This is a genomic window from Brevibacillus thermoruber 423 (assembly GCF_000454065.1).
GTDB classification, from domain to species: domain Bacteria; phylum Bacillota; class Bacilli; order Brevibacillales; family Brevibacillaceae; genus Brevibacillus; species Brevibacillus thermoruber.
In genome coordinates this window covers 1-21,978 of record NZ_ATNE01000020.1, presented here as the reverse complement: position 1 = coordinate 21,978, position 21,978 = coordinate 1, and the positions used below count along the sequence as shown (strand labels likewise).

Annotated in this window: 21 protein-coding genes, 9 tRNA genes and 1 pseudogene; 6 read left to right on the top strand and 25 right to left on the bottom strand. The window is 52.6% G+C overall.

Translation table 11 applies throughout. The features are described 5' to 3' along the window. The first annotated feature begins 161 nt into the window (after positions 1–161). The 3 genes from M516_RS0104830 to M516_RS0104820 all read left to right on the top strand — a co-directional run bounded on the left by M516_RS0104830 (position 162) and on the right by M516_RS0104820 (position 1,811). Positions 162–764: a hypothetical protein gene (locus tag M516_RS0104830; protein WP_029098120.1), complete on the top strand. Its 603-nt coding sequence runs from the start codon at positions 162–164 to the stop codon at positions 762–764. Positions 765–961: 197 nt separating this feature from the next. After that, on the top strand, positions 962–1,300 hold the full coding sequence (locus M516_RS0104825; protein WP_029098119.1) for an ArsR/SmtB family transcription factor: 339 nt from the start codon (positions 962–964) through the stop codon (positions 1,298–1,300). Positions 1,301–1,334: 34 nt separating this feature from the next. Further along, positions 1,335–1,811 carry an SRPBCC family protein gene (locus M516_RS0104820; RefSeq protein WP_029098118.1) on the top strand — a complete coding sequence of 159 codons (477 nt, stop codon included), beginning with the start codon at positions 1,335–1,337 and terminating at the stop codon, positions 1,809–1,811. A 106-nt stretch (positions 1,812–1,917) separates the two neighbouring features. On the opposite strand, the gene M516_RS0104815 is transcribed toward M516_RS0104820, so the two are convergent. From M516_RS0104815 to M516_RS0104785, 7 genes are all read right to left on the bottom strand, one after another. Then, entirely contained in the window at positions 1,918–2,964 is a 1,047-nt protein-coding gene (locus tag M516_RS0104815) for an NAD(P)/FAD-dependent oxidoreductase (protein WP_029098117.1), read from the bottom strand. Then, positions 2,961–3,785: an ABC transporter ATP-binding protein gene (locus M516_RS0104810; RefSeq protein ID WP_029098116.1), complete on the bottom strand. Its 825-nt coding sequence runs from the start codon at positions 3,783–3,785 to the stop codon at positions 2,961–2,963. The genes M516_RS0104815 and M516_RS0104810 overlap by 4 nt, the downstream gene beginning before the upstream one ends. Positions 3,786–3,788: 3 nt before the next feature. Next, entirely contained in the window at positions 3,789–4,820 is a 1,032-nt protein-coding gene (locus M516_RS0104805; RefSeq protein ID WP_029098115.1) for a FecCD family ABC transporter permease, read from the bottom strand. After that, positions 4,817–5,830, bottom strand: a complete 1,014-nt coding sequence (locus M516_RS0104800; RefSeq protein WP_029098114.1) for a FecCD family ABC transporter permease — start codon at positions 5,828–5,830, stop codon at positions 4,817–4,819. The genes M516_RS0104805 and M516_RS0104800 overlap by 4 nt, the downstream gene beginning before the upstream one ends. Positions 5,831–5,846: 16 nt before the next feature. Next, positions 5,847–6,917 (bottom strand): iron-siderophore ABC transporter substrate-binding protein, encoded by a 1,071-nt coding sequence (locus M516_RS0104795; protein ID WP_029098113.1) that lies wholly within the window; start codon positions 6,915–6,917, stop codon positions 5,847–5,849. Between the two features lie 360 nt (positions 6,918–7,277). Beyond that, complete coding sequence (locus M516_RS24260; protein ID WP_051188102.1) at positions 7,278–8,444, bottom strand: phosphopantothenoylcysteine decarboxylase domain-containing protein; 1,167 nt, start codon at positions 8,442–8,444, stop codon at positions 7,278–7,280. 441 nt (positions 8,445–8,885) lie between these two features. Beyond that, positions 8,886–9,260: a winged helix-turn-helix transcriptional regulator gene (locus tag M516_RS0104785; RefSeq protein WP_029098112.1), complete on the bottom strand. Its 375-nt coding sequence runs from the start codon at positions 9,258–9,260 to the stop codon at positions 8,886–8,888. Between the two features lie 113 nt (positions 9,261–9,373). On the opposite strand from M516_RS0104785, the gene M516_RS0104780 reads away from it, so the two are divergent. Continuing rightward, positions 9,374–10,408 (top strand): zinc-binding alcohol dehydrogenase family protein, encoded by a 1,035-nt coding sequence (locus M516_RS0104780; protein ID WP_029098111.1) that lies wholly within the window; start codon positions 9,374–9,376, stop codon positions 10,406–10,408. A gap of 28 nt (positions 10,409–10,436) precedes the next feature. Here the strand turns inward: M516_RS0104780 and M516_RS0104775 are convergent. Next, positions 10,437–10,960 (bottom strand): annotated as a pseudogene (locus tag M516_RS0104775) (transposase); the annotation flags it as partial. 430 nt (positions 10,961–11,390) lie between these two features. On the opposite strand from M516_RS0104775, the gene M516_RS26290 reads away from it, so the two are divergent. Beyond that, positions 11,391–11,588: an IS3 family transposase gene (locus M516_RS26290; protein ID WP_152523343.1), complete on the top strand. Its 198-nt coding sequence runs from the start codon at positions 11,391–11,393 to the stop codon at positions 11,586–11,588. 49 nt (positions 11,589–11,637) lie between these two features. On the opposite strand, the gene M516_RS0104770 is transcribed toward M516_RS26290, so the two are convergent. The 7 genes from M516_RS0104770 to sigW form a co-directional block, all read right to left on the bottom strand. Then, positions 11,638–12,048, bottom strand: a complete 411-nt coding sequence (locus tag M516_RS0104770; RefSeq protein ID WP_029098109.1) for a YjdF family protein — start codon at positions 12,046–12,048, stop codon at positions 11,638–11,640. A 309-nt stretch (positions 12,049–12,357) separates the two neighbouring features. Beyond that, on the bottom strand, positions 12,358–14,190 hold the full coding sequence (gene glmS, locus M516_RS0104765; RefSeq protein ID WP_029098108.1) for a glutamine--fructose-6-phosphate transaminase (isomerizing): 1,833 nt from the start codon (positions 14,188–14,190) through the stop codon (positions 12,358–12,360). 452 nt (positions 14,191–14,642) lie between these two features. Next, a complete protein-coding gene (glmM, locus tag M516_RS0104760; protein WP_029098107.1) occupies positions 14,643–15,989 on the bottom strand; it encodes a phosphoglucosamine mutase in 1,347 nt (448 codons plus the stop codon). Between the two features lie 43 nt (positions 15,990–16,032). After that, positions 16,033–17,277, bottom strand: coding sequence for a CdaR family protein (locus M516_RS0104755; RefSeq protein ID WP_029098106.1), 1,245 nt, complete (start codon positions 17,275–17,277; stop codon positions 16,033–16,035). Beyond that, positions 17,270–18,088 carry a diadenylate cyclase CdaA gene (cdaA, locus tag M516_RS0104750; RefSeq protein WP_029098105.1) on the bottom strand — a complete coding sequence of 273 codons (819 nt, stop codon included), beginning with the start codon at positions 18,086–18,088 and terminating at the stop codon, positions 17,270–17,272. The genes M516_RS0104755 and cdaA overlap by 8 nt, the downstream gene beginning before the upstream one ends. A gap of 110 nt (positions 18,089–18,198) precedes the next feature. Further along, positions 18,199–18,822 carry a zf-HC2 domain-containing protein gene (locus tag M516_RS0104745; protein WP_029098104.1) on the bottom strand — a complete coding sequence of 208 codons (624 nt, stop codon included), beginning with the start codon at positions 18,820–18,822 and terminating at the stop codon, positions 18,199–18,201. 17 nt (positions 18,823–18,839) lie between these two features. Beyond that, on the bottom strand, positions 18,840–19,403 hold the full coding sequence (gene sigW / locus M516_RS0104740) for an RNA polymerase sigma factor SigW (RefSeq protein WP_029098103.1): 564 nt from the start codon (positions 19,401–19,403) through the stop codon (positions 18,840–18,842). A 178-nt stretch (positions 19,404–19,581) separates the two neighbouring features. Between sigW and M516_RS0104735 the strand changes: the two genes are divergently transcribed. Then, on the top strand, positions 19,582–19,731 hold the full coding sequence (locus M516_RS0104735) for an aspartyl-phosphate phosphatase Spo0E family protein (RefSeq protein WP_029098102.1): 150 nt from the start codon (positions 19,582–19,584) through the stop codon (positions 19,729–19,731). An 80-nt stretch (positions 19,732–19,811) separates the two neighbouring features. On the opposite strand, the gene rocF is transcribed toward M516_RS0104735, so the two are convergent. The 10 genes from rocF to M516_RS0104685 all read right to left on the bottom strand — a co-directional run bounded on the left by rocF (position 19,812) and on the right by M516_RS0104685 (position 21,933). Continuing rightward, positions 19,812–20,708, bottom strand: coding sequence for an arginase (rocF, locus tag M516_RS0104730; RefSeq protein WP_029098101.1), 897 nt, complete (start codon positions 20,706–20,708; stop codon positions 19,812–19,814). Between the two features lie 215 nt (positions 20,709–20,923). After that, positions 20,924–20,997: transfer RNA gene (locus M516_RS0104725), tRNA-Gly, on the bottom strand. Between the two features lie 59 nt (positions 20,998–21,056). After that, positions 21,057–21,133, bottom strand: a tRNA-Pro gene (locus M516_RS0104720). A gap of 72 nt (positions 21,134–21,205) precedes the next feature. Beyond that, positions 21,206–21,282, bottom strand: a tRNA-Arg gene (locus M516_RS0104715). Between the two features lie 54 nt (positions 21,283–21,336). Then, positions 21,337–21,412 (bottom strand) — tRNA-Lys (locus M516_RS0104710). A gap of 7 nt (positions 21,413–21,419) precedes the next feature. Next, positions 21,420–21,494: transfer RNA gene (locus M516_RS0104705), tRNA-Gln, on the bottom strand. Between the two features lie 14 nt (positions 21,495–21,508). Next, positions 21,509–21,593: transfer RNA gene (locus M516_RS0104700), tRNA-Tyr, on the bottom strand. Between the two features lie 32 nt (positions 21,594–21,625). Next, positions 21,626–21,701 (bottom strand) — tRNA-Val (locus M516_RS0104695). 71 nt (positions 21,702–21,772) lie between these two features. Then, positions 21,773–21,849, bottom strand: a tRNA-Glu gene (locus M516_RS0104690). An 8-nt stretch (positions 21,850–21,857) separates the two neighbouring features. After that, positions 21,858–21,933: transfer RNA gene (locus M516_RS0104685), tRNA-Thr, on the bottom strand. Between the last annotated feature and the right edge of the window lie 45 nt (positions 21,934–21,978).

Sequence of the window (21,978 nt, the reverse complement as noted above, 5' to 3'; positions counted from 1 at the left end):
GACGGATCGCATGCGCTCAGACCGCAGTTTTCAAGGAACGACCGCTGGATGGTGGCCAGGGGACTGCCCGGCGTCAAAGTTCTGCCACTTGGCGGGACATGTTCTATATGTACGACATGATATAATGAGAGGAATTGTTGCAACGCTGTTGAGGTGGAAAAATGATGACGGTGAAAAAAATGATGCCCGACTATATGAAATGTGTACTCGTTGGTGCGCTCTTGGGTACAATCTCCAAGTATTTAGACACGGTTGCAGTCGATGGGAGTTGGCAAGCCGATGTCTTCCACTATTGTTCGCAAATTCTTTCCCGATTAGGAATCTGGGTATTGATCGCTGCAATGATAGCCGCGTACAGTAAAACAATCATCAGGGCCGCGATCAATACCTTTGTATTCTTTGCAGGGGTGCTGATCAGTTATTACCTGTATTCAGCATACTTGTTCGGTTTTTTTCCGACCAAATATTTTATGCTGTGGGGCAGTATTGCACTATTATCTCCCTTTTTGGGCAGCATTGTTTGGTTAGCCAAAAATCATACACGTCTCGCTTATATCTTGCCGGCCTTGCCCATGGGACTGATGTTAAGTCTTTCTTTATCAATTGGCGCATTTTATCTGGACATCAATTATATTGACGAACTCATTATGTATGCTGTTTTGTGCGTGATTTTTTACAAAGAACCGAAACAAATGGCGGTATCCATCGTGTTTTCAATTGTTCTTGCGTTGCTTATCGAAATAATCAGCCCATATCACTTTTAATCTCCGAGCGCGATCTAGCCGGAGAGAGTCCGGTCGATTTTGACTAGGGATGGAGATAGTGTTGCGTGTGAATGAGGGGTTGTCCCACCGATCCTCCTCCCTTTCCCGCCTTAAATATTCCTTTACAAGAATATTCCTTATCGGGTATAATACACACAATTCCAAATGTAGGAAAAGGGGTGATCCGTTTGTAGCTCATGGACATTTCGATTTTTGCCGCGCTGGCCGAACGGAATCGCTTTCACATCGTTGAACTGTTGCGGGAAGGTCCGCTTACCGTCGGAGAAATCGCTGCACGAACCGGACTGAGGCAGCCGCAAGCATCCAAGCATTTGCGCGTGTTGAGCGAAGCCGGACTCGTCACGGCGCAGGCCGATGCGAACCGACGAATCTACAAGCTGCGGCCCGAGCCGTTTTTTGAACTCGAAGCCTGGGTAGAATCGTGCCGCCGCATATGGGATGATCGGTTTAACCAGTTGGATGATTATCTGAACCGATTGCAAAGCCAATCGGCAAATCCCGACACCAAAGAATAGCCCGCATAATAACTATCCTTTGGGGGGAAAAACAATGAATCAAACTGCTGTCACCGTCGAAGGACGGAACCTCATCATCTCCAGAACCTTTCAGGCGCCGCGCGAATTGGTATTTCAGGCATGGACGGACCCGCATCATTTGCCCCAATGGTGGGGGCCTCAAGGGTTCACCGTCACCGTACAGGAAATCGACGTCAGACCCGGAGGCGTATGGCGCTACGTCATGCATGGACCGGACGGGACCGACTACGACAACCTCATTACGTTTTTAGAGATACAAGCCCCGCAGCGAATCGTATACAAACACGGGGATTTCGAGAACGATGAACACTTTCGGGTCACGGTTACCCTGGAGGAGCAGGGGCAGTCGACGCTTTTGACGATGACCATGCAATTCCCAACGGTCGAAGCGCTGAATCAGACTATCCAAGATGTTGGTGCAATCGAGGGTGCCCAATCGACCATGAATCGGCTGGCCGAGCATCTGCTTTCTCTGCAATCTGCAAAATAATTATGAGCCTCCTCCCGTCTTTACGGCGGGTGGAGGCTCTTTGCGTTTGTCCGGCATCATTACCCTGCAAACACAGGGACCAATGAGGCCTGACAAGAGTTCTATGCTATTTGAACATGAGCTTCTTCAGTTCTTTATTTTTTTCATTGAATCGGTCGTTATGTGAAGAAACCATGCCATATGAAGTAGCGTCCGGTGAAATATACTGCTTCGCGCGATTGACGGCATTGGCCGCATCCTGGAAGGCACCGGCGATCAGAAACAGCTTTCCGTCATGTTTTAAAATATCACCGGCGGCGAAGATGCCAGGCACCGACGTTTCACTTAATGGCGTGCCGTCAATACAATATTCATCCCTCATGCGAATATCGACTTTGCTGTTTTTAATCAGTTCTTTTTCGTGCTCGAAGCCGTGGCAGACAATCACTTCATCGACATTCAGTTCAGATACGGCATTTTCCTCATGATTGCGCAGCACGACGCGCTCAATGACCGAGTGATCGTCAGAGGCGATCAACCGTTCAATCTCCGTGTTTAACAAGCAAACAACGCCGTTCTTTTTTATTTTGGTAATTGTCGCTTCGTGGCCTTTCAGCGCATCTTTTCGATACGTGAGATAAACCTTTTTCGCCACATCACTCAATTCGTTGGCCCAATCCAGCGCCGAGTTGCCTCCTCCGGAAATAAGAATCGTTTTATTGTGGAAGCGCGCCAGAGACTTCACTGTATAATGCAGGTTGGTCACTTCAAATTTTTCCGCTCCGTCCAGCTGCAGCTTGATCGGCTTTACGATTCCGCTGCCGATGGCAATAATCACCGTTTTGGAATAATGAATCTGCCCGGACCCCGTATGAAGCGTAAAAATATCCCCCTCCTTGTCGATCGACACCACTTTTTCATTGAGCACGATTGTAGGATCAAACGTCGTTCCCTGTTTGATTAATTGGCGGATTAACTGCTCTCCCGTCACGGGCGTCAGGCCGCCCACGTCCCAAATGAGTTTCTCCGGATACACATTGACTTTGCCGCCCAGAAACGAGTGATACTCGATAATTTTCGTTTTCATTTCCCGCAGGCCCGCATAAAAGGCGGAATAGAGGCCTGCCGGTCCGGCGCCGATAATCGTCACGTCGTACAAATCTTGTGCGTTCATCTGCTCGCCTCCAGCACAAATGTTTCGCCGGCATGATGGCGGCCAATCGGCACGACCGAAGGAGCGCCCGATACAGGGGCTCGAACAATCATACAATCCAGCCCGAAAACGTCTTTGATTAATTGACTGGTAATCACTTCGGACGGTTTGCCTTCGGCGACCAGTTTGCCTTGACGCAGCGCAAACACATAATCCGCATACCGCGCCGACAAGTTGATATCATGCAAGACCATGACGATGGTCGTGCCGTATTTGCGGTTTAAATCCGTCAACAGATCCAGAATTTCGATCTGGAAAGTGATATCCAAATAGGTGGTCGGTTCGTCCAGAAATAACATATCCGTCTGCTGCGCCAATGCCATCGCAATCCAAACCCGTTGACGCTGACCGCCCGACAGCTCATCCACATGGCGGTTGGCCAATGCCGTGATGTCCATAATCTCCATGGCTTCCGCAACCGCTTCGTAGTCTTTCTTGCTCCATGTTCCAAACAGCGATTGATGGGGAAAGCGGCCGCGCCCGACCAAATCGGCCACTGTAATGCCCTCCGGAACGATGGGCGATTGCGGCAGCAAGCCCAACACCCGAGCCAGCTGTTTCGACGGGAACGAATGAATCGGTTGGCCGTCCAACAATATCTCGCCTGACAGCGGTTTGATGATCCGGGCCAGCGTCTTTAACAGCGTCGATTTGCCGCATCCGTTTGCTCCGATAATGACGCTGATTTGATTGCTGGGAATTTGCAGGCTGATGCCGTCTAAAATCTTTTTGTCGCCATAACCGGCAACAAGCTGTTTGGCCTGAAAGGTATGGCTCTTCATCGTTTAAAACGCCCCCTTTCGATTCATTCGCACTAACAGGTACAACAAATAAGGCGCTCCGATGATTCCCGTGATGATGCCCACGGGGAATTTGACTTCAAAGGCGAATTGCCCCACCAAATCCGCGGCCAACACCAACACAGCCCCAACCAGGCCGGCGGGTATGCTGTTGGCGGTGCCAGTACCGACCAAACGAACGGCAATCGGACCGGCGAGAAACGCCACCGAAGCAATCGGTCCGGTAATCGCCGTGGCAATCGCTGACAGCACCACGGCACTAACGATGAGGAGCACACGTGTCCGGTCCGTTTTGACCCCCAATGCCGTCGCCATTTGTTCGCCCAGTTCCAGCACCATTAACGATCGGCCAAGCACGCAAATCAGCGGCACCAGCACCAGGAAGGAAATCATCAGCACAGGCAATTCTTCCATCTTCACCCCGTTTAAACTTCCCGTAAGCCAGCGCACCGCAGAAGAAAGATTGTGTTCCTTGGCGATCAACATTAAATAGGTAATAATGGAGTTGCACATCGCCTGCATCCCGATGCCGACCAAAATCAGCCGACCGATAGAAAACGTTTTTCCCCTGGCCAATCCGTAAATGATGAGGACCGTCAGTAATCCGGCGATGATCGATGCGACGGAAGTCACGGTTTCGCTGCTCTGCAAAACGACGATGCAAAAAACAGCCGCCGCGCTCGAACCGGCAGTAATCCCGATCACATTCGGGTTGGCCAGCGGATTTCGCAGCATCGTTTGAAATACATAGCCGGCGATGCCAAAGGCAAAGCCCGCAAACAAACCGGCCAGCATGCGCGGCAAGCGAATCGTTTTGATTGCGAATGTCGCACCTTTTACCTCTTCTCCCAACAGTACAGCCGCCACATCACGCACAGGATAGATCGTATTGCCCAGCAAGAGCATGGCACAGCATAAAGCCACCGTAAGCACGGCCAATGCCGTCGTCACAGCTATCCATCTGCCTCTGCGGCGAATCCTGCCTTTTTTAATAAGATCAATCGTCGTCTGATTCATAGTGAACGCACTTTCGCTTTCATCGTTAGAATGATCAGCAGGGGAGCGCCGAGAAAGGCAGTCAGCACCCCTACCTCCAATTCACCCGGTCTGCCGATTAATCTGCCAAGTACATCGGAAACGGTTAAGATGACAGCCCCTGAAAGGGCGGACATCGGGATTAAGTAGCGCAAATCCGGCCCCAACAGCATCCGCATCACATGGGTGGCCAGAAGTCCGACGAACCCGATGGGACCGGCAACCGCAGTGGTGGCGCCGCATAAGATGACGCCCGCAAACGCCGCAACAAGCCTGAGCAGACTCGTTTTCACTCCAAGGCCGGTTGCCATTTCCTCCCCAAGCGCCAAAGCATTTAACGCCGGGGCGGTGATGACGGCTATAAGAACACCCGTCAGAAGAAAGGGCAGCAGCAGGACGAGCGAATCCCACGTGCCGGCGCCGACACTGCCCACCTGCCAAAATCGAAACTGATCCATCACATAGGAACGCGGAATCATCACAGCGGTGACCAGGGAGGAGAAGGCAGCACTCGTGGCCGCCCCCGCCAGTACAAGTTTAAGAGGCGTAGCACCGCCACGCCCCAGAGAACCGATGCCAAAAACGAATATCGCTGTAAGCACAGCGCCCGCTAAAGCAAACCAAATATACTGACTGGCCGTATTGATCTGAAAAAATGCCATGCCGCATACGACAAACAATGCCGCCCCGTTGTTAACGCCGAGAATACTCGGATCCGCGATGGGGTTGCGCGTGACGGATTGCATGAGCACCCCCGCTATGCCAAGTGCCGCACCGCAGCACAAGGCGAAAATGGTGCGGACGACACGCTTTTGCACGACGCTCGTTTCATAGATTTCCCCTTGATGCTTCATCAACCCGTCGATCACTTCCTGCAATGTCAAGGAACGTGCTCCAAACATAAAGGAAGCGATAATCCCCAGCACGAACAACACAAGAAAGATGACGAGCACAGGGATGAACGATTTCGGATAAAAACGGTTGCGTTCCATCTATGCGGACTCCATTTTATTGTTTAATTTTCGCTACAGCTTTGACGATCAGCGACAGATATTCATCCAATGTGTATTCGATCGAAAGCGGATTGGGATTGCCTGCTGCCGCCAGCGGCGTGCCGTCCGGTATCAACACCATGGACCCCCGCTTAATGGCCGGAATCTTGCCGAATACAGGGTCCGCCTGCAGCGCCTTTAACAGCGCTTCATCGCCATAAGCCACCAAAATGTCGGCATCACGTAACGCATCGGCGTTTTCCGCGCTTAAACTCAACGCAAAGCCGCTGTCCGGTTTCACGTATTTGTTGATGTTTTCCGGAAAGACCATACCCAATTCTTGCAAAAACTCCCCGCGCGGATCACCGGGCAAATAAATATAGAAGCTGGACAAATCAGACGGCGAGAAATACGTAAATGCCGCTTTCACGCCTTTTAATTCCGGATGCTGCGCAACCTTGTCAGCGATGAGCTTTTCGACATCTTTAATCAGCTGCTCGCCCTTGGCCGGAATGCCCATTCCGGCGGCATTCATGCGAATTTGCTCACGCCACGTAATCACCCACGGCGTTTTGGGATAGGCAACGACCGGAGCAATTTGGGAGAGCGTATCGTATTCCTCCTGGGTGATGCCGGAGTATGCCGCAAGAATCACGTCCGGATTGGCATCGGAGATCGCCTCGAAGTCCAGCCCGTCCGTATCCTTGAAAACATTCGGATTTGTTACGCCAAGCTCCTGCAGTTTTTTCTTCGTCCACGGCAGCAATCCGCTGTCGTCCTGGACGCCGTAGTTGGCCGCGGAGAAACCGACCGGCACGACTCCCAGCGCAAGCGCAACGTCATGGTTTGCCCATGCAATCGTCACGACCCGCTCCGGTTTTTTCTCGATTACCGTTTTTCCGAAGGCATGTTCAATGGTAATTGGAAATTGTGCCGTTTCCGCATCCTTGTTGGTCGTTTCCGTTTGTGCTGCAGGCGCCTTGCTTTCGTTTGGAGTTGCCGAGTTGCCGCCTGAGCATCCCGCTAAAACACCGGCCATAAGAAAAGCCAGTACGAAACTTCTGAATGCAAACCGCTTCGCTGCCATGTTCGTGATTCCCACCCTATCTTGTAGATTACATCCATTATCAATGTAAGGTCCGGTATTACCCATAGGAAAAGAAAAACAGAAGTTAAGTCCGCAACCTAGGTTGATAATGATTATCAGTCACAGTAATTATCATATGAATTGATAGGCTTGTCAAATGTTTTCTTGTTACTATTTCATAACAATTCCTTCCCGTAAAGAAAAAGAAGCCCAGCATGGATCAAGGCAGCTCTCTGCTGCCACGCTCGGCTTCCTGGACAATTTCCTGACAGCATTCCTGTAGTGGTAATGCTTTGCCACCTACTACCGTGCTGTAAACGTTTGACCTGGGCTTCCTGCGGACTTCATTGGCAATAGCAACTAAACGTTGGCTGATTCTCTCAGGCACTTTTGTATTTCGTCAACGATCTGCCATGCCACCAAATATTTGTTTTCCAGGCGCGTCGTATGCCTGGTACCTTCCGGGCCAACGATCATCACCTGATTGGTATCCACCTCAAATCCCGCATCTGAACGAGAGACGTCATTCAGACAAAGAAGATCAAACCCCCTGTCAAGCAGCTTCCTTTTGGCTCCTTCCAGGTTTGGATCAGTCTCGGCGGCAAAACCAACCTTAAATACCCCCTTGGGCACTTCCTTCATAAAATTAGGAATGGGGACAAGCTCCAGATGAAGTGGTTGAGACGTCTTTTTTATTTTCGTGGTGCTTCGTTCTTTGCATCGATAATCTGAGACAGCAGCAGCCATTACTAAAATCTCGGCACTATCACTCTGGCGAAGCACTTCTCGTCTGAGTGACTCTACATCATCGACATGGATAAATTCCGTTCCAATCGGCGAACCTAGTGTTCGATTTGTGCATATGAAAACTACGTCCGCCACCCGATCTCTAAAAACTTCCGCCAAAGACTTCCCCATTTTGCCTGAAGATCTATTCGTAATGTGTCGTACCGGGTCGATGGGCTCAATCGTTCCTCCCCCGGTAACAATGACTTTGATACCGGTAAAATCCCCATTTCGTTTGCCCAGTAAGGTCCGCATGGCTTCCATTACGATTTCTTCATATGATAGGGATCTCTCTTTTCGGGCCGCTCCTTTCAAAAGCCAGATTTCCTCATGATGAGTAACCATATCCAACTTCCAGATACTCTGCATCGCTCCGTCTTGAATCCAGATCACAGGATTTTGCTTTCTTTTACATAAACGCTCACGTGCGCGAATGCTCTCTTTGTCCCATCCATCCTTTTCAAACAACGCACCTGTGTCCACGACGATGTCAACATCCGCAACGACATTGTTTTCAGGAGTGAGGACCCCATGACATTTCGCCACTTCTGTGAATACGCTCTCGTTAAAATATCTAGCAGCCGTTTCGGTCATCGAGACATAGACGTTCGTGCCGATGGATGAAAGTTGATCCGCTAGTTTGAGCGCATTGACACCGTCTTTTCCTGGTCCTACGACAATTCCTGCTGACTTCATTCCTGTCTGCTTTCCCATAAAAAAACGCCAACTAGGGTTTTGCATTGTTCTTCCCTCCTGGAGGAATATCAGCATGAATCACAGCAGCAATTATCGCATATCCTTGAAAAACCGGAATAAATATTCAAAAAACTACTCTGTCTAATACGCTTTAACATCACATAATGATCGGACTGTAAGAATTTATTGTTTTCGACGTGAAACTACCTCCCCCGCTCGAAAGTTGAGTTTTAGTGAATTCTTATCACTAAACCCACACCATTTATCGGGAACTTTTCCATAAAAATTCCACCAGATTTTATTACATACCCAAAAAAATTACAAGCATCCTCGTCAATGTAGCGAAAATAAAGTCCCGATGACATTCAATGTCATCGAGACTTTCTCAAGGTGATAAAAAAGTCTGGAACCATTTTTTGCTAGAACACCAAAAAGGACCCGATTTCTCAGGTCCCTTGCAACTGCTTCTATATTTTATAGAACAGATCAACCTTGTCCTTTCATCTTGTTTAGGAACGGAGCCGTCTTCTTGTAGGTTTCACCCCATTCCTTCATTTGCTGAATGATCGGAATCAAGGTTCTGCCAAATTCCGTTAAGGAGTACTCCACCTTCGGAGGTACCTGGTGGTATACCTCGCGATGAACGACGCCATCCTCCTCCAGTTCGCGAAGCTGCAGCGTCAGCATCCGTTGGGTAATCCCTGGGCAAATTCGGCGAAATTCGTTAAATCGAATCGGCCCGTTCATCAAATGATATAACAGGACCCCTTTCCATTTCCCGCCGATTACGTCCAGCGTGAACTCCACCGGACAGGCTTCATCGTTTGGACAAAAGCCATAACCGCTTTTGCGATTCCGCATTGCCGCATCCCTCCGCAATAGTATACAAATGTGTACTACATCACATTAATGTGCGTACTTCACATTTTAGCGTATTACATTTACATTAACAATAAAAAAGGAGGTAGCAAACCATGTCTAAAAATACAATGAAAGCCGTTGGTTTCTATAACTATTTACCCATCGATCACCCGGAGAGTTTGATGGATGTCGAAATTGACAGACCTGTGCCAACCGGTAGAGATCTGCTGGTCAAGGTTCACGCCATCTCCGTCAATCCGGTCGACACGAAAGTGCGAAAGCCCAAAAGCCAAGTGGAGTCTTCTCCCCGAGTGATCGGTTGGGACGTTGCAGGGATCGTTGAAGAGGTAGGTCCGGACGTGACCTTGTTTAAGCCTGGGGACGCCGTGTATTATGCTGGCAGCATCACCCGTCCCGGAGGTAACAGCGAATTTCACCTGGTTGACGAACGGATCGTTGGCCGTAAACCCACTTCGCTGGATTTCGCCGAGGCAGCCGCTCTGCCTTTGACCGGAATTACCGCCTGGGAAGCGTTGCATGATCGCTTGGGTATCTCCAAAGACGCCGACCAGAATGCCGGAAAAACGATTCTAATCATCGGCGCCGCCGGAGGCGTGGGCTCTATCGCCACACAACTCGCCAAGCATGCCGGTCTTTCGGTCATCGGCACAGCTTCCCGGCCTGAATCGGTCAAATGGGTGAAAGAGCTGGGTGCGGATGCGGTCATCAATCACTTTGAACCATTTGTCCCTCAACTCCAAGCGCTGGGGTATAGCCATGTCGACTATATCTTTTGCTTGAATACCACAGAAAAACACTGGAAGAACATGATCGACGCCATCGCACCTCAAGGCAAAATCTGCTCGATCGTCGAAACGGATGAGCCGGTCAACATCTCCCTGTTGCAGCAGAAAAGCGTCACCTTCGTGTATGAGCTGATGTTCACTCGCCCGATGTTCCAAACGGAGGATATGATTGAGCAGCATCACCTGCTGAACGCTTTGGCCGATTTGATCGATCAAGGAGTGATTCGGACGACCGCTACAGAAAAGCTGTCTCCCATCAACGCCGCTAATCTCCGCAAAGCTCATGCGCTCATCGAGTCCGGAAGAATGATCGGCAAAGTGGTGCTGGAGCATTTCAGCTAAAGAAAAAAACCATGCCAGAGGCATGGTTTCAGATTGCAGACAAACTCCCACATGCGCTCCAACGCAGTGGGAGTTTTGTCGTTGAAAAGATGAAAATCAAGCCAACCCACCTGTCGCGATCTGCTGGTCGATCCTTCCTCCACAGCCAGATCGCCAGTTTTTTCAGATTCATCGCAGCAAACGTAAGCATCGCCTGCATGGTGACCTTCCGTATCCCCCGCAAGGTCGTCCATCGCATGCCATGCTTCTCCTTCAAATCTGCGAACACCCGTTCAATCGTTTCTTTCCGCTGTTCGTAAATGTGTCTGTTCGTTTCCGTGTGCCGCAAATGATAACTTCTTCCAGATAATGCGCCCCAATATGGCGGCTGATCCGCTTGGTGCAATCCTTGCTTTCCGTACACTGTGTCAATAACGGACAATGGCGGCATACCTCCGGATTGGACCGGTAGATGCGATAACCTTCCTTGGTCGTCGTTTCGTAGCTCAACACTGCGTTGTTCGGGCAAATGTAGCAATCGTAATACTCGTCGTAGACGTATTCGTGCTTACGTCAGAAAAAAGACTGTCGACCAGGGTTTGTCGACATGAACTGACCCCATATCTTGAGGCAAATCAAAACACCTTCAAGAAATTATATTCCCGTGAGTGAAGTTATGGAGCAACTTTGTATTAAGAACAAAACGCAGGTAAACACATGGTTACGTTGGTACAGAAATGGCGAAACTCACCGTTTTGCACAACCGGTAGGCAAACAGTACGCATACGGAAAAGGACCAGAGTTTGCCACGGAAGTTGAAAGGTTAAGACAAGGAAATCGTTACTTACAGCAATAATTGGATGTCTTAAAAAAGTACAAGGAGCCGGAAAGGAGGTGTCACCAGAAGCCGCAGTTCAGTGGATGGATGCTTTAAAGGGAGAGGTCACTGTAAAACAAACATGCAAATGGCTAGGTATTGCTCGTTCCAGCTATTAAATTATCGATGGAAAAATCAACGAAATACACAGCCGTTTGCCAATCCAATCGGCACTCGTCACTAAAGTATGAAACATTCTATCTCGAAGATATTGCCATCGTTGAACAGATTGTGCAAGACTACATTCATTACTATAACCCAATTCGCATTCAAATGAAACTAAACAACCAGTCACCGATTCAATATCGGCAACTGGCTGCTTAAAAAACTAAGGTGTTTTGATCCCTGTCCTACGGACGGGGGTCAGTCCCGTTCACCTTCCACGGTGTTTTTCTTTTGCTTTTTTTCGCTTGAGTTCTCTCTTATATTCCTTGAGTTCTTCCCGTCTGGCTTTGCTTAGGATTTGTTTTTCTTTTTTTCGTTTCTCGTACTCCAACTGAAGTGCCGCCTGGGCGTACGTCGACACTCCATTCGCTTTCATTTCACGGGCTGCCTGCCTTGCCAATCGTTTCGGGTTTATTTTTCTAGGTTGACGTTTTTCAACAGATAGGTGTTCTGACAACCCGCTCATGAACTCCAATAATTTTGTGTTAACAAATTCAAGTACTTCCTGGTCCTTTGGCTCAGAGCCAAACAAATACCTGCCCGCTCTCAGCTTTCCGTTAACAACTTCTTCTACAACACCTACCCAAAATTGACCATCATGAAAAACAGTCAATTTCACTTTTTATTCCCCCTCTAACACAAAATCATTGGAACGATGGACATCCCGAGGGGGGAAGGTTACTGACATTGGCAACAGTTACCAATGCGTCTGGACTACCAACCAGACCGTGTTTTTACGTTCCATATTCATATTTTATCATACAACAAGCTTCACGTGATTTCACTATCCCGTCCGTCACCTCCAGGATCACAATCCAGCCCGTTTTCAAAAGATGAAGCCGAACCGTGATCAGGGGTGTACCCTGACACCGTTCGGCTTCGTGGACATGATTTATTTTCTTTCTACTGCTCAGGTTCCGTCCTTTTCTTACTCAACCGTCACGCTCTTCGCCAGGTTCCGCGGCTTATCAACGTCCAGACCGCGGGCGACGGAAGCGTAGTACGCGAGCAGCTGCAATGGAATGACGGTCAGAATCGGCGTCAACATGGGCAGGGTGGCCGGCATGTGGATGACATCGTCCACGGTTTTGGCCAGTTCGCGGTCGCCTTCGACGGCGAAGCCGAGTACGCGGGCGCCGCGGGCTTTTACCTCGACGATGTTGCTGACCATTTTTTCGTAGATGTCCGGCTGGGTGGCCAGCGCCACGACCGGCACGTTGTCTTCAATCAGCGCAAGGGTGCCGTGCTTCAGTTCTCCGGCGGCGTACGCTTCGGAGTGGATGTAGGAGATCTCCTTCAGCTTGAGCGAGCCTTCCAGCGACACGGCGTAGTCCAGACCGCGGCCGATGAAGAACAGGCTGGTCGCGTCCTTGATGCTTTCGGCAAAGCGACGGATCGGCTCGGCGTTGTCGAGGATCGTGCTGATCTTCGCCGGAATCTGCTGCAGGTGTTCCACCACGTTCGCGATCTCGGCAGCCGCCATCGTGCCCTTGACCTGTGCAAAGTAGAGCGCGAACAGGTAGAGCGCCACGACCTGGCTGGTGTACGCCTTGGTGGACGCCACCGCCACTTCCGGACCGGCCCAGGTGAAGATCACGTCGTCCGCTTCGCGGGCGACGGAGCTGCCCACCACGTTGGTGATGGCCAACACCTTGACGCCGCTCTTCTTCGCTTCGCGCAGGGCGGCCAGCGTGTCCGCCGTTTCGCCGGACTGGCTGATCACGATCATCAGGGTCTTGTCGGTGTAGATCGGGTCGCGGTAGCGGAACTCGGAGGCCACCGCTACTTCCACCGGCACGCGCGTCCACTTTTCGATGACCTCTTTTCCGACCAGGCCAGCGTGCATGGACGTACCGCACGCGACGATATAGATGCGGTCGTACGCCGCCAGTTCCTCGTCGCTCATCTTCAGCTCCGGCAGCACCACGCGCTTGTTCTCCTGGTCAATGCGGGCGCCCATCGTGTCGCGGACGGCCTGCGGCTGCTCGTAGATTTCCTTTTGCATGAACGAGTCATAGCCGCCTTTTTCCGCCTGCACCAGATCCCATTCCACGTGGAACAGCTCCCGTTCGATCTGGGCACCGGTCTCGGCATCCATCAGTTCCACGCCGTCGCGGGTGAGGACGGCCATCTCCCCTTCGTTGAGGATGTAGACGTCGCGGGTGTGTTCCAACAGGGCCGGAATGTCGGAGCCGATAAAGCTCTCGCCTTCTCCGACACCGACGATCAGCGGGCTTGCCAGACGGACCGCGACCAGTTTATCCGGCTCGTGCTCGGTCATGATGCCCAGCGCGTACGCCCCGCGCATGCGCTTCACGGCCTTGCGAACCGTGGAGACGATGTCACCGTCATACAGATCGGCCAGCAGATGGGCGATCACTTCCGTATCCGTCTCCGACGTGAACACGTAGCCCTTGGCCATCAGCTCTTCCTTGATCGGCAGGAAGTTTTCGATGATCCCGTTGTGTACGACGGCAAATTTGACGGCCGAATCGGTATGCGGGTGGGAGTTTTCGTCGGACGGCTTGCCGTGCGTCGCCCAACGCGTATGCCCGATGCCCGCGTTACCGGCCAGCGGCTGTGCGGCCAGTCGGCCCTCCAGAACGGAGAGACGCCCTTTCGCTTTGTCCACAAGCAATCCCTGTTCCGTCAGAACGGCGATCCCCGCCGAATCGTACCCGCGGTACTCCAGCTTGCGCAGACCTCCGATGATGATCTCTTGCGCTTGTCGATTGCCAATGTATCCTACAATTCCGCACATATTGTTTGTCCCCTTTCCAGTGACGGGGACACAACCCGCTGTCTGTGATACGGGGGGTGTGCCCCCGCCATTCCATATGGTTTCGTTTCACTCGTGATTTCCCTAAAACCTCTCGTGTATCATGCGCGGGTTTTGTCCAACAGGTCGCCCTGCTGTTTTGTTCCCGCGCTCCGCGGCAGTGATACAGCTACCGGGAGGCATCCGCCGAACCTTCGATAAACCTCCTCCTCGTCCACTGCGCTCCGTGTCGGGCAAACGCAGTGCTGGCGCTTTCTTTCAACCATTCTTTGGTCATTCTGACAACATTCGGTTTTCTTTGGCAAATTCCCCCTTTGTTTACATTTGCCATGGCACATGAAAACTGTATCACAGTTTGGCGAACGCGACAATCATTCTTTTGTCTTATTACTTGTATGCAGAGGGGAGTGGTATGGTACCACTCCCCCGGTCGATTATACCAATTCCTGTTTCACGACGTCGGCGATCCGATTGACCAACTGTTCCAACTGCGCTTCGTCCGGCCCTTCCGCCATGACGCGCACGATCGGTTCGGTTCCGGACGGGCGGACCAGGACACGGCCGTTTCCAGCCAGTTCCTCTTCCACTTCGCGAATGGCCTGCTCAATCGCCTGGTTGCCGGCCAGCTTCGTCTTGTCCTCGACCCGGACGTTGACCAGGATCTGCGGATACTTGGTCATCACCTGTTTCAGTTCAGACAGCGGCATGCCCGACTCCTTGACTACGTTGAGGAGCTGCAGGCCGGTCAGCAAACCGTCCCCTGTCGTGTTGTAGTCCAGGAAGATGATGTGGCCGGACTGCTCGCCGCCCAGATTGTAGCCGCCGCGCAGCATTTCCTCGACCACGTACCGGTCCCCCACCGCCGTTTTGGTGGTGTTGATCCCGCACTCTTCCATCCCTTTGAAGAAGCCCATGTTGGCCATCACGGTCGTGACCACCGTGTTGTTGTTCAGCTTGCCTTTCGCCTTCATGGCGCGTGCGCAGATCGCCATGATGTAGTCGCCGTCCACGATCTCCCCGTTTTCGTCCACCGCGATGCAGCGGTCGGCGTCGCCGTCGAAGGAAAGGCCCAGGTGTGCCTTGTGCTTCACGACTTCCTCCTGCAGGCGCTCCGGATGGGTGGAGCCGCACTGCTCGTTGATGTTGACGCCGTTCGGGTTGGCGCCGATCGTGATTACCTCCGCCTCCACGTCGGCAAACAGCCGGGCCGCTAGCGAAGAAACCGCGCCATTGGCGCAATCGAGCACCACTTTCATGCCGTCAAAGCGCTCCGTAACCGTGCTCTTCAGGTGGGAGAGGTACTTTTGACCGCCCTCCAGGAAGTCCAGCACCGTTCCGATGTGCTCGCCGGTCGGGCGAGGCAGCGTGTCTTCCTCCGCGTCCAGATATTGTTCGATTTCCGCTTCCACCTCGTCCGACAGCTTGAAGCCGTTGCTGCCGAAAAACTTGATGCCGTTGTCCGGATACGGATTGTGGGAGGCGGAAATCATGACGCCGGCATCCGCTCCCAGCGCCCGCGTGAGATACGCCACGCCGGACGTGGAGATGACGCCCAATCGGACAACCTCCGCTCCTACCGAGAGCAGCCCTGCCAACAGCGCGCTTTCCAGCATCTGTCCCGAAATGCGGGTGTCGCGCCCAATCACCACTTTCGGTTTGCCTTCCTGCTTGTGTCTGGTCAGAACGTAACCGCCGACACGCCCAATTCGAAATGCCAGTTCAGGCGTCAACTGGGCATTGGCCACTCCGCGTACACCATCAGTTCCGAAATACTTCCCCATGTTTGTCCCTCATTTCCTTCCTTGTACACCAAACAGCTTTCGTCTAGCTACGCTTGTTCGTGATTTCCACTGTTACCTTCTTCGGTGCTGTTTTCGCCACCTTGACGTAATCCGGCTGGTTGAAGATGTAGTTCAAGGTAACCTCATACACACCGGCCGGCATGCTGCTGACGTCGGCGACGACCTGCACGTCTTCCGGCCCCAGTTGCTGCAGCACTTCCGGCGCTCCTACCGTGTCGAAGTCGATGGTGGACATCTCCCGACCATCCGGCGAAAGCACGCGCGCCTGCATGTTTTCCGAGAGGCCGCTGATGCGGATCGGGATTTTCCCCAAACGTTTGGTGGTGGACGGAACCACTTTCAGCGACACCTTCAAATACTCGGGTTCCACATTCACGATGTTTTCCAACACCGGTATCTTCAGTTCCAAGAGGCGATCTGATGTAATGCTGCTCAGATCGATCTCCGGCCCGGGATACGTGCTCGTTTTGAGTGCATCGATCACTTCTTTCGGTCCGTATACGGTCACCTCTTCCACATTCATATCTACACTAGCCAAACTATAGCCATCCGGCATTTCATTCGTCAAGTTCAATTTGATCGGGACCTTGACATACGGGCTGGTCACCGGCACGCTGACCTCCACGGTGAGCGGGATGACTTCCGCTGCCTGCAGGACGTTGCCCGATTTGTCCACCACCTTGAGCGGTACAGTCGTTTTGATCGGCGAGGTCGCCCCTTCGACATCGACGGAGGCCTTCACCGCCGCCACCCTGTCAGCCTGGCTCTCCGGCACCCGGACCAAAGCCCTAAACGGCTTGACCAGCGGCTCGCCGGCCGTGTACCCCGGCGCGACCTGTCCCAGCATCTCGACAGTAACTTCGCGCTCCACGGTCTTTTTCTCTTCCAGCGTGACTTCAACAACGTTGGGGATGATCCCCACCTTGGCATCCTCCCACCCCTTGTACTGGACCGGCACCTTGTGGGTCCCTGCCCCCTTGTCGCGCAGATCCACGTACACCTCGTAGGAATCGGAGGGGAGAAAATTATGGCGGTAAAAGGGATTGTTGCTCTCCAGCGCCACTTTGACCGTTTTCGGCTGTTTCACCACGTAGTAACGCTCACTGTCGTATTTGACGTGCAGGGCGATGTCGTCAATCAGGAGCGGCCGGTTCGCCTCCGTCGAAGGAGTCGAATCCATTTCCAGGTTGACGACCATCCACATCATGATGGCCAGCATCAAGGCGATGGCTCGCGCAAACCAATGACTGTTTAACCACTTATCCATGTTTTCGCCTCCATTGCCAACGACTTGCCATGGACTTGCTCTTCGAGGAAGGCTGCAGTTGTTCGGTCAGGCATTCCGCCAACTGCTCCTCTGTCAGGTTGCGTCTCATTTCTCCGTTCATGGCAAACGACACGTGTCCCGTCTCTTCGGAAACGACAATGGACAGACCGTCAGACACTTCGCTGACCCCGATGGCGGCGCGATGGCGCGTCCCCAATTCTTTTGAAATGGAGGTATTTTCAGAGAGAGGCAGGTAACAGGCAGCGGCGAGAATCACGTCCCTGCGCATGATCACCGCCCCGTCGTGCAGCGGCGTGTTCGGGATGAAGATGTTGATCAGCAGCTCCGAACTGACGCGCCCGTTGATGCCAATCCCCGTCTCCACGTAATCGTTCAGGCCGGTTTCCCGTTCGATTACGATCAAGGCGCCAATCCGCCGCTTGGCCATGTAGGTCACCGATTTACAGACCTCCTGCACCATCCGGCGCACCGTCTCTTCATCCTGCATGCTGCTGGAGCGGGAAAAGAGTCTGCCCCGCCCCAACTGTTCCAGCGCGCGCCGCAGTTCCGGTTGAAAGATGATCACGATGGCCAGCACCCCGAACGTAAACGCCTGCGACATGAGCCAGTGCAGCGTCGTGAGCTGGAAGTACTTGCTCAGCAGCCAGGTGATGATGATGACCATGATCCCTTTCAGCAATTGCACCGCTCGTGTACCGCGAATCAGCATGATGAGTTTATAAATCACGTATGTGACGAGGGAAATATCGATCACATACCGCAGCAAATCCCCATAGTCCATTGAAATCATAAACGAAGCCCCCATATTTCGCTCCATCTCAAGGCAGTTGCTCTCGTCTCCTGCGGAAAAAGCACGGCTGCTTCTGCCGTGCTGCATGTAACTATACTCTCTATTTTCTCCTATGGCAAGATAGGAAGCAAGTCATTTCCAAGATTTTTCATTTCGTACCAAATCCAGTCGAAGATCGCTTCGATCGACTCGGTGCTTCCCGCCACCTGCGCGGTGGAAGCCAGCACCACCTTGCCTTCGATGGCGACCACGTTGCCTTTTACTTTTCCCAGCACTTCCACATTGCCGTTGCGCACCACCAGATCGCCGTCGATGGTTGTTCCCGCGGGCACGACCACCACGTTGCGCTCCCGGTCGATTTTTAGTTTATCCATGCTGGACGAAGATATTTGCAGGGTGTCATCCTGCTCAAACCAGGAGGCGAACATGCTCCCGGTCATCAAAAAGAGAAAGACAGCCGCCGCCGTGAGGAACGGATGATTCCGCAGCCAGTTGGAAAAACGCCTTGTCTTGGGAGGAGCCGGCAGTTGCGCAAGAACGCGAGCGGTAAAATCCGGCGAGACATGAACATGAGACGCGCTCTGGACAAAGGCGATGGCCCGCTGCAGTTCGTGCAGGTGCCGTCGGCAGGTTGCACAGGCCTGCAGGTGGGATTGCAGCTTCTGATTGGACAGCTCGTCAATCTCCCCGTCCAGGAACTCGTGAATGAGCGCAATCATTTCTCGGCATTCCATCGTGGTTTTCTCCTTTCCTACATAAATCGCAACTTGCTGCGCAAGGCTTCCCGACCGCGGTGAATCCGCGTCTTGATGGTTGTGACCGGCAGCTTGACAATATCGCTGATTTCCTGCAGCGACAGATCTTCAATGTACCGCAAAATCATGATCGACCGATACTTCGGCGCCAGTTGGGAAAGGGCGTCCTGTACGGTCTCCTGCAGCTCCTGCGTCACCACTTTGTCCTCCGGCCCCTTCTCGTTGGACGACAGCCGCGAATACCAATCCATGCCCTGCCCGGGCTCCACTTCCTCGTCGAGCGAAAAGTCGGGCCGCTTTTTCCTTCCCCGGTCAATGCACAGATTGGTCGCAATCCGGTAGATCCACGTGGAGAACTTGTAACTTTCGTCGTAGGCATGCAGGTTGGCGTACACCCGCAAAAACGTTTCCTGCGCGATGTCCTCTGCATCCTCGCGGTTTCCCACCATGCGATACGCAAGCTGAAATATCTTGTCCTTATATATCTCGATTAACTCGGCAAAGGCTTCGCGGTCTCCTCGCTTCGCCCGCTGGGTTAACCGTTTCTCTACAAAATCCATGCGATCCTCCCCGCAATACCGTAATCCTTTTATACGGATGGTACTGCAAATGGTTTCGTTTTGAGGCGTGTTTACTTGGCCATTTTTGTGGGAAATACAGGAATAATGAGACAGGTTGTCTCCATATAGTAATGATGGTACCTCTCTTATCCTGACGGTGTAAAGGAGAGTGGAACACATGCACGATCCGCATGTTCTTCTCCAAATCGAACAACTGCGCAAAGAGTTGAACGACCGGTACAAGGAACAGGAAACCATTACGCCCGAAATGGTGGAGTTAAGCGTGCAGTTGGATCATCTGTTGAACAAACTGCATCTCCATCCTTAGAATGTACCGCTTTCCCCCACCGATGTAAAGATGCGGAAACGAAAAAGGCGAGGGAACACACGGGTCCCTCGCTTCTTTTCTTACAGCAGTTTGTCTCCAAAGGCGGAACTCATCAGGGCAACGGCGACACGGGCGGTCATGTTTTCCCGGTCGAGGATCGGGTTCACTTCCACAAACTCGGCGGAACAGAGAATGTCCGCGTCAGCCAGCATCTCCAGCGCCACATGTCCTTCCCGGTAGGAGATGCCGCCAATGACCGGCGTGCCCACACCCGGCGCATCGTGCGGATCAAGTCCGTCCAGATCGAGGCTGAGGTGGACGCCATCGGTGTTCCTGGACACATGGGCAATCGCTTCCTCCATCACGCGGGCCATGCCCAGTTTGTCGATTTCGTGCATGGTGAACACTTTCAAGCCGATTCGTTTGATTAATTCGCGCTCGCCCGCATCCAAATCGCGCGCGCCAATAATCACCACATTCTCCGGCTTCAGCTTCGGCGCAAAGCCGCCGATCTGCACCAGACGCTCATGCCCGTACCCCAGGCTGGCGGCCAGCGGCATGCCGTGAATGTTGCCGGAGGGCGACGTTTCTCCTGTGTTCAAATCACCGTGAGCGTCAAACCAGATGACGCCGAGGTTTTTGACGTGCTTGGCGACACCGGCCACCGTGCCGAGCGCAATGCTGTGGTCGCCGCCCAGCACCAGCGGAAAACGCCCTTCCTCCATGATGCCGCTGACGGCCTCGGCCAGTCTGGTGTTCGCCTCCACCACTTCGTCCAGGTACTTATGGTTGTCTGTCTCGGTAAACGTGTGCGGTCGGGTAACAGGGATATCCCCTTTGTCCTGGATATTCAGACCCATTTTTTCCAAACGGGCGACCACGCCTGCATAACGGATGGCACTCGGTCCCATGTCCACCCCGCGGCGGTCTGCTCCCAAATCAAGCGGTACACCGATGATGCTGATGTTTTTGTTCATGAACGCGCCCCCTTCCCTTGGTTCACTCACGCTTATTGTAGCCTCGGGAAGGGAAATGACTCAACTCGACAGCCATTTGCATAAAAAAACTGCAGGCGGCTGCCTGCAGGTCGCTTCGGGCGCACACGTCCAATTGAATTGATCGCGAAACGAAAGGGGGGCGTACAGTAAAAAACGAGCAACCGAAAAGCGGCTGCCCGTTTTACACGATGGAATGGAGCGGGTGATGGGAATCGAACCCACGCATCCAGCTTGGAAGGCTGGAGTTCTACCATTGAACTACACCCGCATGTGAGCAAGGTCCCCCAAAACACAGGTAATCCCAACATTGGTTTGGGAGTACGGAAGTGGTCGGGAAGACAGGATTCGAACCTGCGACCCCTTGGTCCCAAGCCAAGTACTCTACCAAGCTGAGCTACTTCCCGTTCTGACCTTCAGATGTGGGAGGGGGAAGTGAGAATCACGTTCTCACGCCTAACCTCTCACCTCTGCAAATATGGCGTGCCCTGAGAGATTCGAACTCCCGACCTTTTGATTCGTAGTCAAACGCTCTATCCGGCTGAGCTAAGGGCACACATTGTTGTTGGGGGTCCCCGAAAATCCTTTTTACGTTTGGGGATAAAGTAACTGGTGAGCCATGAAGGACTCGAACCTTCGACCCTCTGATTAAAAGTCAGATGCTCTACCAACTGAGCTAATGGCTCATGAAAATGGCTGGGGTACTAGGATTCGAACCTAGGAATGACGGAGTCAAAGTCCGTTGCCTTACCGCTTGGCGATACCCCAATGGATAATGGAAATGGTGGGGAGAGACGGATTCGAACCGCCGAACCCAGAGGGAGCAGATTTACAGTCTGCCGCGTTTAGCCACTTCGCTATCTCCCCAAATTCCTACCAACGAAGTGGTACGAATGGAATGGTGGAGGCTGACGGGATCGAACCGCCGACCCTCTGCTTGTAAGGCAGATGCTCTCCCAGCTGAGCTAAGCCTCCACAACACCCCACAAAGTCACGTATGCTTGGAAGCACATTCCGTTTCCTTTGCAGGGACCCACTTCATTACATGGTGACCCGTAGGGGATTCGAACCCCTGAATGACAGCGTGAAAGGCTGCTGTGTTAAACCACTTCACCAACGGGCCAAAGGTAATGGTGCTCCCGACAGGAATCGAACCTGCGACCTCTTCCTTACCATGGAAACGCTCTACCGACTGAGCTACAGGAGCAGATGAATGGCTCCTCGGGAGGGACTCGAACCCCCGACCGATCGG